Genomic DNA, 14,509 nt, shown 5'->3' with positions numbered 1-14,509 from the left:
TTTACACTCCTTTCCCGGGAGGGGTGCATGGACGACGACCAGCAGGTGAGCACGACCGATGCGGCGCACCACTCGACCGATCGGCTGATCCGAATCACCGGCCGATTCGTCGGTGTCGGTTACGGGGCGTACCTGCTGCTGTTGATTCCCGATATCGCACGCACCGGAAACGTCGTTCCCGGGTGGTGGACCCCGACGACAGTGGCCGTCGTGTTCGGCACCGGTTTCGCCTTCGCGGCCTCCACATTTCACCCCAGCATCGGAGTGATTCGTACGGCCGGATCCATCGCCGCGCTGGCGTTCCCGGTCATGGCCGCGCTGTGGTGGACTGCCTGGGACGGCGTGACGTTCGATCAGGGGGGAACGTTTCTCGCGGCATTTCCCGGCGTGGCGGCACTTGCTGCTGCGACGGTGTGGCACCCCGTCCCGGCGTTCGTTCACATGACCGTCAGCGTCGCTCTCGTACAGCTCTCCAATCAAGCTGTGCGAGAACCGTTCCCCCGCAGCAACATCATCGCGGAGATCTGCTTCGCAATGATGTTCTGCACGGTGTTCGTCGCCGCAACACTGGCCGCGGTACGTACCGGACGCATTCTCGACGCCACGATCTCGACGACACACGACGACGCAGCCCGGGCGGCTGCGGCCACCGCGCGCGAGGTCGAGCGCGAACGGTTGGACGCGCTGATCCACGACGAGGTCATGTCCTCACTGCTCGCCGTGACTCGCCACGGCCGCACGCCCAGCCTGGCGCGTCAGGCCCGCTCGGCTCTGATACATCTGGATGACCTGACCACGGGCATCGTCCTCGAAACATTCTCGGCCGATGAGCTTTTGGCTCAGCTCCGTTCTGCCGCAACGACGGTCGACGAGTCGATCGAATTCACCGTGAAAGACGACTTGCTGGAGCGGACGGAGCAGTACCCGGTCGAGACAGTACGAGCCATCGCTGCCGCACTGGCCGAAGCGTTGCGCAACAGTCTGATTCACGCACAGGCATCGAAACGGTCGGTCACAGCCCGGCTGGCTCCGTCGACGGTGGAGATCACCGTGATGGACGACGGCATCGGCTTCGATCGACGCTCGGTGCCGCCCCACCGACTCGGCGTCGCCGTCAGCATCGAGGGCCGGATGCGTCAGCTCGACGGCGGATCTGCCGACATCGTGTCCTCCGCCGCAGGCACCATCGTGCGATTGGGCTGGAAGCGATGAACGGCGAGGACGTTCGCGATCTGCTGTCGATGAAGTCGGCAGCTGCATATGCGGTTGCCGGATTCTTCATCCTCGCGTGCCTGGTGTGTGCATCGACGACCCTGACCGGGGTGTCCGCGGTGTGGCCCGAATACGCGGCGGTGCTGGCGCTCTCGGCCGCGGTCATCCTGTTGCTCAGCGCGCCGGGTGACCCACCGAGCCTGCGGTCGACCGTACTGATGACCCTATCGGGCCCGGTGGCAGCCGCCCTGGTCTTCGCAGTGGTGCCGGTACCGCTGAACGGGAGCCTGCAGACGTGGCCGCTGGGCATGCCACTGGTGATCTACACCTTCATGTGCGTCCGCGGTCGGACGCTGGCCGCGTGGGTCGGGTTGACACTGACCATGTCCGTGGCCATCGGTTGGGCGGTGGTGACGGGTCAGGGATTTCTGTACGGACTTTCGTTCAGCGCCATCAACATCGCGCCGCTGTTGATGGCGACGTTCTTCGCGTTCACCATCCGTCCGCTGGCCGCGGCAATTTTCGAGCTGCGCAGGCAGTCGACGGTGCGCATCGCGTCCCAGGCTGCCGCGGCGGCAGTTCTCGAGGAACGCGACGCTCGGCTGGCCAGTCTCGACGCGTTGGCCCGTCCGCTGCTGCAGCGCATCGCCGACGGTCCCGATCCCACCGACGAGGAGATCCTCGCGTGTCGGCTGCTCGAAGCCGAACTTCGCGACACCCTGCGCGCCCGGGGTCTGGTTCGGCCCGACCTCGCTCGCGCGGCCAGGTCTGCGCGGGCCCGCGGGGTTGAGGTGATGCTGCTCGACGACCGATCTCCGAACGCTCTCGACGACGACGCCCGAGAACGCATCGTGGCCGCCGCGTCGAGCGCACTCGATGCCGCCGAAGCAGGCGCGGTGACGGTCCGGCTCCTACCTCCTGGCCGCCCCGTGGCGGCGACGATTCTGCTCGACGACCTGGGCGACGGTGCACACCGAGTCGAGTACGACCACACCGGGCGCAACCGAAGCTGACGGCCGGGTTTGGGCGCAGACCGTCGTGGTTACCCTGCGGCGGACCAGTTGGTCTGCCGCACCGGCAGCCGATGAATGGAGCCCAGAAATGCCTCTCGATCGTCGATCCTTCCTGATCGGATCCGGTGCCGCCGCAGTGCCGTTGCTGCTGGCGGGGTGCGGTTTCGTCAAGTCCAGCCCGTCGCAACAGGCCGAGGGCACGCTGACGTTCACCACGTGGGGAACCGACGCAGAGTTGGCCGGCTTCCGAGCCTCGATCGACGCGTTCGAGGCGGCCAATCCCGGGTCGACGATCACCCTCAACGCGGTGCCGTACGAGCAGATGTTCACCAACATCGACGCCCAGCTCCAGGCGGGCAATCCGCCCGACATCTTCCGCGTGCCGTACTACACGTTCGGCGCGTATGCAGGCCGCGGCCAACTGCTGGATCTCTCGCCGCTGTTGGCGTCGGACACACGTGATCAGTTCACGCCGACGGCGTGGGCTGCGGTGCAGAACGGCGGAATTCCCTACGGCCTGCCGCACCACACCGATACCTCGGCAATTCTGGTGAACCGAAACCTGTTGTCGCAGGCCGGTATCGACTCGGTTCCGACCACTCTGGACGACGCCTGGACGTGGGACGAGTTGGCGTCGATCGGTGACCGACTGCGTTCCTCGCTGCCGGCGGACCAGTACCCGTGGGCCTACAACTGGCAGGGCAACGGTGTCACCCGCTGGCTCAGCCTGCTGTTCCAGGCCGGCGGATCCTTCCTGGCCGAGGACCAGAAGACGCCACTGATCGACTCCGACGAGGCTCGACGGGCCGTCGAATTCTCGTCGTCCTTCTTCTCGAAGAGCTACGTGCCGGCCAACAACACCATCGCGTCGTCGAGTTACGCCAGCGAGGCCTGGTTCTCGCAGTCGGTGGCCATGGTCTGGTCGGGTGCGTTCCAATTGCCCGACGCCGATGCCACGGCCAGTTTCGATTGGACGGCCACCTACGCGCCGCGAGATCGCCGGGGCGGCGGCGACTTCGGCGGCAATGCACTCGTGGCGACGTCGCAGACCTCTCAGCCGGAGCTGGCGGCGTCGTTCCTGGAGTTCGTCACCCAGCAGGAGCAGATGCGGAACTTCTGCCGGGCCGCCTCACTGCTGCCGACGCGCAACGACCTGCTCAACTCCGACCTCGAGTTCGATGTTCGCTCGGAACTGGCTCCGATCTTCGCGGCACAGGCGACCACCGTGCAGCCGCAGGATGCAGCGCAGGTGGCATCGCCGTCGATGTCCGCGATCATTCCGGTTCTGAAGGAGCAGCTCGATCTCGCCTTCGCGGGGTCGCAGGACGCCGCCGCCACCGTCTCCGCGCTGCAGAGCGGAATAGCCGAGGTCACCGGCGCATGACGGCCGAACCGATCACCGGGGCCGGGCAGAAAACCGGGCCAGGGCCCGAAGCCGAGACCAAGCGCGCCGGGGCCAGGAAGGAGGCGTTCGCAGCCGCCGGGTTTCTCGCCCCCAGCTACGCACTGTTGGCCGTGTTCGTGCTCGTTCCCCTCGTCGCCGCGTTCGTCGTCAGCCTGCAGCAGACGGACGGATTCGGTGCAGGCGAGTTCGTCGGCGCAGCGAATTACACACGCCTGGTGGAGGATCCGCTGTTCTGGCGAGCACTGATCAATACTCTGCTGTTCACCGCGTTGGTGACTCCGCTGTCGATGCTGTTCGGTCTGATCGCGGCCGTACTGCTCAATTCCGCGCTGCCCGCCCGGCCGCTGTGGCGCTCGCTGGTGATCCTGCCGATGGCCGTCTCCGGTGTGGCGACCGGCCTGATCGGCATTCTGGTGTTCGACCAGAACTCGGGTGTGCTCAACAATCTGATCGGATTCCTCGGTCTGCCCGCCATCGACTGGCAATCGTCTCCAGGGCCGGCGTTCGCATCGATCGTCATCGCCACCGTGTGGTGGCGCACCGGGCTGAACATGCTGATCTACCTGGCCGGTCTTCAAGGTCTCGGTCCCGATCTGTACGAGGCGGCCCGGTTGGACGGTGCCAACGCGTTCCAACGCTTCCGGAACGTGACGGTGCCGCTGCTCGGTCCGACGTCGTTCTTCCTGCTGGTGCTCAACGTCATCTACTCGTTACAGGTGTTCGATCTGGTCTTCGTTCTCACCGGCGGCGGACCGGGCGGGGCGACATCGGTGTTGGTCACCTACGCCTACGAGACGGGGTTCGTCACCCGCGATCAGGGTTACGCCGCGTCGATCGGCATGGTGCTGTTCCTGTTCGCCCTCGTCTTCGCCGCCGCACAGTGGCGCGCGAGCCGAACGAAGGATCTGGTCGAATGAGTGGGCCGAGGAAAGCGTCCGCTCGCCGGGCACTGGTACTGCGCACGGTGGTCATCGCCGTCATCGGCCTGATCACCGTCGCTCCGCTGTATTGGATGCTCGCCGTGGCGTTCTCGACTCGCGGCGAGTTGCTGGGCGGCGGCGAACTGCGCCTGTGGCCGCGCCAGGTGACGTGGGAGAACGTCACTCGCGTGTTCGACTCGTTCCCGGTCGCGACGTGGCTCGGCAACTCGATCGCCATCGCCGTCGTGGTCACGATCATCACCGTGGTCACGAGCCTGCTCGCTGGATATGCGTTCGCGCACTTGAGGTTTCGGTTCTCGACGCCATTGTTCTTCATCGCGCTGGCCACGTTGGTGCTGCCCGTGCAGGTGATCATGGTGGCGCTGTTCCGCATCGTCGTCGGTCTCGGCCTGTACGGCACGTACTGGGCGGTGATCCTGCCGAGTTCGGCGTCGGCGTTCGGGCTGTTCCTCGCACGCCAGTTCATGCTCGGCATTCCGCGTGAGCTGCTCGAGGCGGCGCGTCTCGACGGTGCCGGGCATTGGCAGATCTTCCGGCGCGTCGTGCTGCCCCTGTCGGGACCGCTGATCGCTGTCCTCACCTTCATGAGCCTGCTGCAATCGTGGAACGATTTCGCGTGGCCACTGATCGCGCTGCGGGAGAACGAGTTGTTCACCTTGCCCATCGGTCTGCTGTACCTGCAGGGCCAGGCGAACAGCGACTACGGTGCCACGATGGCGTTCGCGCTGATCAACGTCGTGCCGATGGCACTGCTGTTCCTGTTCTTCCAGAAGTACTTCATCGCCGGATTCGCGCGCAGCGGGATCAAGTAGGTCCCATGCAGGGTGCCTGAAGGTGGGTGAGGTGTCCCGCCGGTTATGGTGCAAGCGACTACGAGGTCGCTGCCTGTGCCGCGGCCCGCCACCGTGAGCGAAGGGGATCGTACGACGTGGAGATTTCAGGAACAGCAGCACTTGTCACCGGTGGAGCGTCGGGCCTCGGTGCCGCAACGGCCGCTCGTCTGGCCGCCGCAGGCGTCACCGTGTTCGGGCTCGACCTGCCGCAGTCCATCGAGCGCGCCGGAGACAGCGTCCCGGCCGGGGTGACTCTGCTGCCCGCCGACGTCACCAGCGAGGCCGAGGTCGAGGCCGCCCTGGACACGATCGTCGCATCCGGTGTGCCGCTGCGCATCGTCGTCAACTGCGCAGGCGTGGGCTGGGCGGGCCGCATCCTGTCCAAGAAGGGACCGCACGATCTCGAGCTGTTCCGCACGGTCATCACCATCAACCTGCTGGGCACGTTCAACGTGATGCGGCTGGCCGCGAACCGGATGCAGTCGCAGTCGACCGTCGACGATGCGGGCCAGCGCGGCGTCGTCATCAACACCGCGTCGGTCGCCGCCTTCGAGGGCCAGATCGGCCAGATCGCCTACACCGCCTCCAAGGGCGGCGTGCACGCGATGACCATCACCGCTGCCCGCGACCTCGCGCAGGTCGGCATCCGCGTCAACACCATCGCGCCCGGCATCGTCGACACCCCGATGCTGGCAGGCGTCACCGAGGAATACCGTCAGGGCCTCGAGGCGTCGGTGCCGTTCCCGTCGCGCCTGGCTCAGCCCACCGAGTACGCGCAGCTGGTCCAGATGATCGCCGAGCACGACTACCTCAACGGTGAGACCATCCGCATGGACGGTGCGATCCGTATGGCTCCGCGCTGACCACTGCCCACTCCGCGTGGCCCCGCCGATCGACGCGGGGTCACGCGCGAGCGCGCAGGTCCGCCACCGTCGGGATCTCCTTCTCCGCACGGTCGGACATCCACTCGCGCAACACTTTCGTGGCCAGAACGTCGTCCTCGTTGTAGACGAGCAGTCGCTCGCGCTGCGTGTGGTCGGGCTCGTCGTCGTATCCGACGGCTTCCCGATACCAGCCCATCGACGCCTCGCCGCCGGCCTCGTCGTCACGCCACGCGAATCCTGCGACCGGCGCAATCTTCTTCAGTCCCTTGCCGTTCGGGCAGATGAACTGATCGCTCACGGCCTGGTAGATATCGACCCACTGCTCACTGTCGATGAACTCGTGGATCTGCGCCTCGGTGGGCACCCCGGGAACGTCGGCGAAGCGGCGGGCCGAATCGAGCAACCACTTGTCCTCCGCCTGCCGTGAATAGCAGTACGCGGCAAAGGTTTTGCCGCGCGCGGCCGCGTCGGCTCTGGTGTCCATCAGCCACGTCCAGAACACCGCGAACGAGCGGCCCTCGTCCACGGTCGGCAGCGGATCCCAGGTGACGAAGCCGCGATAGGTCGGCGGCGGGCCACCCGCTTCGGTGAGCAGCGTGCCCCACAGGTACGCGCCGTGTTCCTGATAGCTCTCCATGTCCACGTCCACCTCGACGTCGGCGCGGTGCACCGTCACGGTCTCCGAGCGCCGCAGCAACGGCACGTCGGCTCGCCAGGCCAGTGCCGCGGACACGGCGTCGTCGAAGTTTCCGAAAGGCCACTCCTCCGGTGCCGGGCCGGTCCACTGCGCCAACTCGTCGATGGTGCGCACGCCCGCGCTGCGCAGCACATCTGCGCGGGAACCGGAGGCCACCAGCGAAACGTCACGAACGGCCTCGAGTTGCGGCTTGCAGTCGAACCACCACGAACAGGATCGGCACTCACTGACCTGGGAGGGAACAGTGAACGCGGTGCCCTGTGCCACCGAGAGCCGGTCTGCGAAGCGGGTGTCGTATTCGTCGAGGACCGAGGTGAGATCGTGCACCAGCATGCATTCGCCCTTGTAGCCCACCGCGCCGCCGACGGGCGTGGCCGTGGCCAGGCCCTCGTGCGCCAGCATGCGATACAGGTGAGCGAGCCGGAGCTGGTCGCGGAGTTGGCTGCGCACCTTGCGGGTCTCGTCGATCGCCGGAGACCATCGATCGAGCGGGGTGGTGCGCGCGCCGCGGCCGGGGTCGGTGACCTTGTGGTTGACCACGATCACCGGGATGTAGCCGCCGGACGCGTCGCGGACGAGCAGTTCGCTGCGCCCGCGTCTACCGGTGTCGCGTTCGAGGGGCAGTATCGCGTTCCAGATGCGTTCCACTCCGTCCCGACAGGCGGCGACGGTGGCGTCGGCAGCGTCTCGGGCGGTGGGCTCGTCGATCTCGGTCCACAGCATCGGATCGTCCACGGCCAGCTGCGCGCGGATGTTCTCCCGGTGGGCCTGAGCTGCTTCTCGACGCTGCCGCACCCCTGGGTTCTCGGGTTCACCGCGCAGCAACGATCCGTACGCGGTGTCGAGATAGAGCCGGTGCCTGCACCGCGTCAACGATCCGGCATCGAGCAGCACGGGTGCAGGAGCTCGTCGACCGTTCACACTTCAAGACATTAGGTCAGCCCTCCGACAGCCGGTGCAGATCACCGCCCGTCAGCCTGCGAACACCACCGCCCGATAAGGTGTGTGGAACGCACTTTTCCCGCCCAGCAGCACATGTCAGGAGCCTTGTCGATGGGTTTGTTTCGCAAGCGTAAGGGTCGTGCCACTCGCAAGGCAGAGGCCAAAGCTCTCAAGCACAAGGCAACACTCGAAGCGAAGCTGGGCGCGAAGAACGAGCGCAAGCAGTTGAAGGCGATCGCGAAGGCACAGCGCAAGCTCAGCGCGGTGGAGGCCAAGTCGCAGAAGAACGTCGAGAAGGCGCAGGTCTCTACCCTCAAGGCTCAGCAGAAAGCTGCGATGCAGGGAACACTGAGCGTGGCTCAGATCCGCAAGTATCTCGGTATTGCCCGGCTGCTGATCCCGGTGTTGGCCCCCATCCTCTACCGCGGTGCGACCGTCGTTCGTGCGCAGCTCGACAGCCGCAAGGCGCAGCAGCTCGGTGTTGCACCCGATCAGCTCAGCGAGTACACCGGCCACGGCGGCAAGCTCAGCGCACGGATCGCCGGTGCCGAGAAGTCGCTCGGCACCATCGGTGCGCGCCACTCCGATCCCGAGACCAAGAGCTTCGGTGCCGCGATCAGCGAGCGTCTCGACGATCTGACCACCGCTGTCCGCGCATCCGAGCAGATGCCGCCCGCTCGCCGCAAGACCGCACACGCCGCTATCTCCGCAGAGCTCGACGGCATCGAGGCCGATCTGCTCGCCCGTCTCGGCGTGCGCTGACCCCTGAACGAACCGATGACCGACAGCTCAGCCGCCCCGCTTCGCGGCGGAGCTGTCGGTATCGTCACCGCGGCGCTCGCGGTGGCCGCACACGGCATGGCCGGCGGCGACTGGCCCGACGGTTCTGCCCTGGCCCTGCTGATCGTCGTCGGCATCGGTATCGGTGCCATGACAGCCCTGCCCAGGCGTTCGACCGTTCTGCTGCTCCCGGCTCTGCTGACCGGCCAACTCGTCGCCCACATGGCGCTGAGCCTCGGCAGCGCAGCTCAGATGCACGCACACTCCCTGCTTCCCAGCACAGCCATGATCGCCTTCCACGCGGTCGCCTCGGTCGTCGCCGGATTCACGATCGCCGCGGCCGAGCGCCTCTACGGCCCGATCACCTCCATCGTCCGAGCGGTTCTCGCCCTCCTCACTCCCCTGCCCGACGGTTCCGCCGTCGGTCGCGTCTCCATGTCCGTTGCGGTTCCGTCGGTGGACGGCACTGCGCTCGACTGGGTCATCTCTCGTCGCGGGCCCCCGGTGTCGATCTACTGACCGACATCCCTTTTCCCGCACATCTCTGCACAGAAATGACCCGATCCATGAAGAGCTCTCTTTCCCGTGCCCTGTTCGTCTCAGGAGCCACCGTCGGCGCGTTGCTGATCGGCGCAGGCGCAGCGTCCGCACACGTCGTCGTCTCGGCACCCGACGCCGCGCAGGGCGGCTACTCGGTGCTGACGTTCCGCGTTCCCACCGAGTCCGATACTGCCTCGACCAGTTCGGTCAAGGTGACCCTGCCTGGCTTGAATTCTGCTCGTACGCAGCCCATCCCGGGCTGGACGTCCACCGTCGAGAAGGACTCGGCCGATCTGGCCGTGTCGGTGACGTGGACGGCGAACCCCGGTTCCGAGGTCGGCCCGGGCCAGTTCCAGCAGTTCCTGCTCTCCGCGGGACCGCTGCCCGAGCAGGAGACCGTCTCGTTCCCGGCCACTCAGACCTACACCGACGGTGAGGTCGTGAACTGGAACGAGCCGATGACCGAGGACGGTAGCGAGCCCGAATTGCCCGCTCCCACCCTGACTCTGGCCGCGGCCGGCGGTGATGCGCACGGCAGCGCCCACACCGAGACCACCGCAACAGCCGAGGCATCGGCGGAGTCGTCGTCCTCCGACAACACCGCTCGCTGGCTCGCCGGCGTCGGACTGGTACTCGGAGCCGTCGGCGCAGGTCTGGGCATCGGCGCGACGATCAGGGCGCGGCGCTCGTGAGATCGCTCGTAGTTTCCACGAAGGCACTGCTCGTCTCGGCCGCAGCACTGCTGGTGCTGTTGATCGCCGCACCGATCGCATCGGCGCATTCGCAGGTCACCGGGTACAGCCCGGCCGACGGCTCCTCCCTCGACTCGTCTCCGGCGACGGCGTCGGTGTCGTTCAACGAGGTGCCGCAGTCGCAGTTCGCCACGCTCAACGTCGTCGGGCCCGACGGCAACATCTGGTCGAAGGGCGACGCACGCATCGAGGGCCAGAGCGTCGTCGTCGACGTCGGTGAATTGGGACCGATCGGCGAGTACACCCTCGCGTACCGCATCACCTCGGCCGACGGTCATCCCGTGAGCGGCACGGCGACGTTCACGCTGACGCAGGAAGGTTCCGGTACTCCCGGGGCACCGGCCGACGCGTCGGGCACCTCGGAGGAGTCGGCTGGCGGATTTCTCGGCGGCTACGGACACATCGTGTTGATCGTGGTCGCGGTTCTGGCCTTCGCGGGCGCGTTGGGGTTCGCCCTGCGCAAGCCGAAGACCCAGAAGTAGTACCGACGTGGCTGCGGTGGGCGAGAGAAGCGTTCGGTTGGTGCTCGCCGCCGCAGCTGCGGCGTTGCTGGGGGTCGCGGCGGCATTCGCGCTGGCGTACCCCACCTTTCCCGGTGGGTCGTCGTGGCTACGGGTGATCGCGGTGGCGTCGGGCTCGGTGGTGTTGGGGTTCGGAGTTCTCGCTGTCCTGGACGCCAGTTCCGAGTCCCGACGCCCCGCCGTCGACCCGCTGGTGATGTGGCGCGCGATCGGCTATCTGTCGGGGCTGTGGGCGGTGGCCGAGTTCGTTCTGCTGGCCGCTGCGGCAGCCGATTCGGCCGGGCGTACGCCACTGACGTTGTCGCCGATCGCTTTCACCACATTCGCCACCTCGATCTCGGTGGGCCGTCTGGGTTCGGCGACGGTGATCCTGGCGCTCACTCTGTGCGCCGTCGGGGTGGCCGGGTATCGGTCGGGGGCGAGCTGGTCTCCGACTCCGGTGATCGTGCTGGCGTCACTCGCCCTGGTGGCGCGGCCGATCACCGGTCACATGTCGCAGTTCGCGTTCGGATCCTTCGCCGTTGCCGTGCATGTGCTGTGCGCGTCGGTGTGGCTCGGCCTACTGAGTGCGATGGCGCTGAGTCTACGGAGCAAATCCGCGTGGGCGACTCTGTTGCCGGTCTATTCGCGGGTCGCGTTCTGGTGCGTCGTCGGGGTGGCCACCACCGGGGTGCTGGACGCGGTTCTGAAGCTCGACAGCCTCGGCGCCGTGGTCGAGACCGGTTACGGCCGAATCGTTCTCGCCAAGGTTCTCGCCACGGTGATCCTGGTCGCGTTGGCTCATCGAATCCGTGGGACGTGGTTGCCGACCGTCGCCGCACACCGATCCACGGTGGAGCACTCGGTGGGGCGAGCGGCCGCGCATGTGAGCCTGCTGGCGGTGGCATTCGGCTTGGCCGCGGCGCTGGCGACCACCGCGTGAGCCGGCGGTAGGCACAACCGTGTCGGTGCGCTGTACTAGCCTGAGTGCATGCCGAAGTTGACTGTGGTGCCGAGTGATTCCTCGGCACCTGCGCTCGGCCGGATCCACACTGTCGCGGAGTTCTTCGCCGGTATCGGCTTGGTGCGAATGGGCTTGGAGCAGGCCGGTTTCGAGGTCTCGTGGGCCAACGACATCGAGCGCGACAAGCACCACATGTATCGCCAGCACTTCGGTGACGATGCAGGCCATTTTCAACTCGGCGATGTTGCCCACACCCGGGGAGAGGACCTGCCCGACGGTTTGTCGTTGGCGTGGGCGTCGTTTCCATGCACCGACCTGTCGTTGGCCGGGGGCCGCGCCGGTCTGGCGGGCAAGAACTCCTCGACGTTCCGGCATTTCACGCGGGTGTTGAGCGAGCTCGGTGCCGCTCGGCCGAAGGTGGTGGCGCTCGAGAACGTCGTCGGGCTGGCCACCAGTCACGGCGGCGACGATCTGGCCGCAGCGGTGCGAGAACTCAACGAACTCGGCTACTCGGTCGATGTCCTCACCATCGATGCTCGACGCTTCGTTCCGCAGTCGCGGCCACGCCTGTTCCTGATCGGCGCGCAGAATCCCCCCGAGGATGCCCGCGATCCCAACAGTGAGCTGCGGCCGGATTGGTTGCAGGCGGTGTACGGCGATTCGACGTTGCTGACGCACCGCGCTCCGTTGCCGAGTCCGCCGATTCCGTTGACCAGTGGCCTCGGCGATGTGGTCGAGCGCATGGACTACCGAGACGAGCGGTGGTGGGACACAGCCCGTACCGCGGCGTTCGTGCAGTCGTTGTCGCCGATTCAGTTGCAGCGCATAGAGATTCTGAAGAAGTCCCGCAAGGTCAGCTACCGCACCGCCTACCGTCGCACCCGCAACGGCGTCGCGGTCTGGGAGGCTCGGCCCGACGACATCTCCGGCTGCCTTCGTACCGCCCGCGGCGGTTCGTCGAAGCAGGCGGTGGTGAAGATGGGCAACGGCCGGTTGCAGGTGCGTTGGATGACACCGCTCGAATACGCCCGCCTGATGGGTGCCGGCGAGTACACACTCGACGGTCTGCGAAACAACCAGGCGCTCTTCGGTTTCGGTGATGCGGTGTGCGTTCCCGTGGTCACGTGGCTCGCGGAGCACTACCTGATGCCACTGGTCAGCGGGACGATGCATGCATCGAATACAGCTGCGGCGCATGTCCAGTCACGGTAAGTCCTCGCTGCGGTCGTCTGCCGTTGCGCCGCGCAAGAGCACTCTTCCCGCGGACGATGTGCAGTCCTTTCGCGCGGCCCTGCGAGAAGTGCTGAGCGAGAGGGACGATCAGGGCCGGGTGTGGTCGGCGGCCAAGTGGGGCGTGTATGCGTTCTACGATTACGACGGCGAGCCGATCTACGTGGGGCAGACCAAGGAAAAGCTCAGCGTTCGGGTGCAGCGTCACCTGACCAACCAGCGCACCGACGCCGTCGCGATGCGGGTGCTCGACGTCTTCGAGGTCGCGGAAATCGAGATCTGGCCGCTGTGGCAGTACGAGGATCTCAAGAAGTCCGACGGTGCAGAACGATTCCGCGCAGCCGAGCGTGATCTGAACGCTCACGAGTACACGGCGTACCTCGAGGCCATCGACAAGTCGCGGCACAAGGCGATCCTGAACGAGAAGATCCCACCGGTCTCGGAGCCCATCGCACTCCCGGCCTCGCTGCGTCGATCGTTGATCTCTTTGCAGACCCGCCGCGAGCGCGGGCACCCCGACATCCGCATCGCCCGTCGTGCCGAGACGATTTCGCGATTGGCTGCGGTCACCCGCGAACGCGGCGAGGTCTCCGAGGGTCTACGACGCGTACTCGTGGTCCAGGCCGTGCGCCTGGCCTACCTTTCGGCCGAGCGACTCGCCTTCGTCGAGGGACACCCCATCCCCGACCCCGCCGCCATCGACGTCACCGCCCTGGTGGGATCGGTGCTGCACGAGCGCAGTGAGCCTGACGATCCCGAAGACACGGAAGATGCGATCGAGTCCGCGGACATCACCGAGCCCGACGGCGAGTTGGACCTGTTCAGCGAGTACTGACTCGCCCCGCCGTAGGCTCGCCTCGTGCCACTTCCCCCTCACGTTGCCGATCTCACCAGCATCGATCTGCTGCTGTCGGTGGCCGAGCTCGGCAGCATCGGGCGAGCGGGCAGAGCCCACGGCATGTCGCAGCCGGCGGCCAGTGCGCGCATCCGTGCCCTCGAACGCCGCGTCGGCGCGCCATTGCTGACACGGGGCGCGCGCGGAACGGTACTGACCGAACTCGGTGAGCTCGTCGCCAGTTGGGCTGCGCCGGTCGTTCGGTCCGCCGAGGACTTGGCGACGGCCATCGCCACGTTGCACGCCGAACGCATCGGCCATGTGCAGATTGCCGCGAGTCAGACTGTCGCAGAGTATCTTCTGCCGCGCTGGCTGGTCACGCTGCACACGCTTGTCCCGCACATCGTTCCGACGCTGAGTTCGGGTAACTCGACGGTGGTCGCCGAGAAGGTGCTCGCGGGAACCGCCGACCTCGGTTTCATCGAAAGCCCCAGTGTCCCTGCAGCTCTGGATCACCGTACCGTTGCCACCGACGAACTGGTGCTGGTGGTGGCGCCGGACCACTCGTGGGCCGCCACTACGCCGTCGGCCACCGAGATCGTCGGCACTGCACTGGTGACGCGGGAGGCCGGGTCGGGGACGCGCTCGGCCTACGAAAGCGCCTTGGCGGCAGCGGGTCTCGGGCATCCGGCCTCGCCGCTCCTCGAGGTCTCCTCGACGACGGCGATCAAGTCCGCGGTCGGGGCAGGAATCGGCGGAGCCGTGCTGAGCTCACTGGCCGTCGCTCCCGAGCTGGCTGCCGGGACCCTGGTCCGCGTACCGATTCCAGGACTGACCCTGCATCGTGAACTGCGGGCGATCTGGCCGTCCGGCCGCGCGCCGAGTGGACCGGCCGCGGAGTTGCTCACCGTGGCTGCGAAGACGCAGCCATAGCCCTGGGTTATGACTGAGTGTTGAACCGGTGCCTACCGAGCCGGCACG

General features: G+C 66.8%; 15 protein-coding genes. 14 read left to right on the top strand and 1 reads right to left on the bottom strand.

Annotation, left to right across the window (positions count from 1 at the left end):
• Positions 1-27: 27 nt before the first annotated feature.
• The 6 genes from CH306_RS09450 (at position 28) to CH306_RS09425 (ending at position 6,267) form a co-directional block, all read left to right on the top strand.
• The gene (locus CH306_RS09450) at positions 28-1,212 is read left to right on the top strand and encodes an ATP-binding protein (protein ID WP_094646357.1); all 1,185 of its coding nucleotides are present in this window, start codon (positions 28-30) and stop codon (positions 1,210-1,212) included.
• On the top strand, positions 1,209-2,225 hold the full coding sequence (locus CH306_RS09445; RefSeq protein ID WP_094646356.1) for a hypothetical protein: 1,017 nt from the start codon (positions 1,209-1,211) through the stop codon (positions 2,223-2,225). The genes CH306_RS09450 and CH306_RS09445 overlap by 4 nt, the downstream gene beginning before the upstream one ends.
• 88 nt (positions 2,226-2,313) lie before the next feature.
• Entirely contained in the window at positions 2,314-3,609 is a 1,296-nt protein-coding gene (locus tag CH306_RS09440; RefSeq protein WP_094646355.1) for an ABC transporter substrate-binding protein, read from the top strand.
• Positions 3,606-4,547, top strand: coding sequence for a carbohydrate ABC transporter permease (locus CH306_RS09435; protein WP_094646354.1), 942 nt, complete (start codon positions 3,606-3,608; stop codon positions 4,545-4,547). The genes CH306_RS09440 and CH306_RS09435 overlap by 4 nt, the downstream gene beginning before the upstream one ends.
• Positions 4,544-5,383 carry a carbohydrate ABC transporter permease gene (locus CH306_RS09430; RefSeq protein ID WP_094646353.1) on the top strand — a complete coding sequence of 280 codons (840 nt, stop codon included), beginning with the start codon at positions 4,544-4,546 and terminating at the stop codon, positions 5,381-5,383. The genes CH306_RS09435 and CH306_RS09430 overlap by 4 nt, the downstream gene beginning before the upstream one ends.
• A gap of 116 nt (positions 5,384-5,499) precedes the next feature.
• The gene (locus CH306_RS09425) at positions 5,500-6,267 is read left to right on the top strand and encodes an SDR family NAD(P)-dependent oxidoreductase (RefSeq protein WP_032397116.1); all 768 of its coding nucleotides are present in this window, start codon (positions 5,500-5,502) and stop codon (positions 6,265-6,267) included.
• A 40-nt stretch (positions 6,268-6,307) separates the two neighbouring features.
• Here the strand turns inward: CH306_RS09425 and CH306_RS09420 are convergent, their stop codons facing one another.
• Positions 6,308-7,876 (bottom strand): TM0106 family RecB-like putative nuclease, encoded by a 1,569-nt coding sequence (locus CH306_RS09420; RefSeq protein WP_094646467.1) that lies wholly within the window; start codon positions 7,874-7,876, stop codon positions 6,308-6,310.
• Between the two features lie 162 nt (positions 7,877-8,038).
• Between CH306_RS09420 and CH306_RS09415 the strand changes: the two genes are divergently transcribed.
• The 8 genes from CH306_RS09415 to CH306_RS09380 are packed head-to-tail and all read left to right on the top strand — an operon-like array spanning position 8,039 to position 14,461.
• Positions 8,039-8,689 carry a DUF6474 family protein gene (locus CH306_RS09415; RefSeq protein WP_094646466.1) on the top strand — a complete coding sequence of 217 codons (651 nt, stop codon included), beginning with the start codon at positions 8,039-8,041 and terminating at the stop codon, positions 8,687-8,689.
• A gap of 15 nt (positions 8,690-8,704) precedes the next feature.
• Positions 8,705-9,226 (top strand): hypothetical protein, encoded by a 522-nt coding sequence (locus tag CH306_RS09410; RefSeq protein ID WP_094646352.1) that lies wholly within the window; start codon positions 8,705-8,707, stop codon positions 9,224-9,226.
• Between the two features lie 47 nt (positions 9,227-9,273).
• A complete protein-coding gene (locus CH306_RS09405) occupies positions 9,274-9,939 on the top strand; it encodes a YcnI family copper-binding membrane protein (protein WP_094646465.1) in 666 nt (221 codons plus the stop codon).
• A complete protein-coding gene (gene mprA / locus CH306_RS09400; RefSeq protein WP_094646351.1) occupies positions 9,936-10,481 on the top strand; it encodes an MprA protease, GlyGly-CTERM protein-sorting domain-containing form in 546 nt (181 codons plus the stop codon). The genes CH306_RS09405 and mprA overlap by 4 nt, the downstream gene beginning before the upstream one ends.
• 7 nt (positions 10,482-10,488) lie before the next feature.
• Positions 10,489-11,442: a copper resistance D family protein gene (locus CH306_RS09395; RefSeq protein WP_094646350.1), complete on the top strand. Its 954-nt coding sequence runs from the start codon at positions 10,489-10,491 to the stop codon at positions 11,440-11,442.
• Positions 11,443-11,490: 48 nt separating this feature from the next.
• Positions 11,491-12,675 carry a DNA cytosine methyltransferase gene (locus tag CH306_RS09390; RefSeq protein WP_256981109.1) on the top strand — a complete coding sequence of 395 codons (1,185 nt, stop codon included), beginning with the start codon at positions 11,491-11,493 and terminating at the stop codon, positions 12,673-12,675.
• Complete coding sequence (locus CH306_RS09385; protein ID WP_143545372.1) at positions 12,659-13,528, top strand: GIY-YIG nuclease family protein; 870 nt, start codon at positions 12,659-12,661, stop codon at positions 13,526-13,528. Before CH306_RS09390 ends, CH306_RS09385 begins: the two co-directional genes overlap by 17 nt.
• 24 nt (positions 13,529-13,552) lie before the next feature.
• A complete protein-coding gene (locus CH306_RS09380; RefSeq protein ID WP_094646349.1) occupies positions 13,553-14,461 on the top strand; it encodes a LysR family transcriptional regulator in 909 nt (302 codons plus the stop codon).
• The last annotated feature ends 48 nt before the right edge of the window (positions 14,462-14,509 follow it).

It is taken from the genome of Rhodococcus sp. 15-725-2-2b, from assembly GCF_002259075.1.
Taxonomy (GTDB): domain Bacteria; phylum Actinomycetota; class Actinomycetes; order Mycobacteriales; family Mycobacteriaceae; genus Rhodococcoides.
Note: the sequence above shows the minus strand (reverse complement) of the source record. Positions and strands in the feature narration are given on the sequence as shown.

Excerpts from the sequence above, each read along its gene's own strand:
- CH306_RS09450 (WP_094646357.1), top strand. The coding sequence starts at position 28 with ATGGACGACGACCAGCAGGTGAGCACGACCGATGCGGCGCACCACTCG.
- CH306_RS09445 (WP_094646356.1), top strand. The coding sequence starts at position 1,209 with ATGAACGGCGAGGACGTTCGCGATCTGCTGTCGATGAAGTCGGCAGCT.
- CH306_RS09440 (WP_094646355.1), top strand. The coding sequence starts at position 2,314 with ATGCCTCTCGATCGTCGATCCTTCCTGATCGGATCCGGTGCCGCCGCA.
- CH306_RS09435 (WP_094646354.1), top strand. The coding sequence starts at position 3,606 with ATGACGGCCGAACCGATCACCGGGGCCGGGCAGAAAACCGGGCCAGGG.
- CH306_RS09430 (WP_094646353.1), top strand. The coding sequence starts at position 4,544 with ATGAGTGGGCCGAGGAAAGCGTCCGCTCGCCGGGCACTGGTACTGCGC.
- CH306_RS09415 (WP_094646466.1), top strand. The coding sequence starts at position 8,039 with ATGGGTTTGTTTCGCAAGCGTAAGGGTCGTGCCACTCGCAAGGCAGAG.
- CH306_RS09410 (WP_094646352.1), top strand. The coding sequence starts at position 8,705 with ATGACCGACAGCTCAGCCGCCCCGCTTCGCGGCGGAGCTGTCGGTATC.
- CH306_RS09405 (WP_094646465.1), top strand. The coding sequence starts at position 9,274 with ATGAAGAGCTCTCTTTCCCGTGCCCTGTTCGTCTCAGGAGCCACCGTC.
- CH306_RS09390 (WP_256981109.1), top strand. The coding sequence starts at position 11,491 with ATGCCGAAGTTGACTGTGGTGCCGAGTGATTCCTCGGCACCTGCGCTC.
- CH306_RS09385 (WP_143545372.1), top strand. The coding sequence starts at position 12,659 with ATGTCCAGTCACGGTAAGTCCTCGCTGCGGTCGTCTGCCGTTGCGCCG.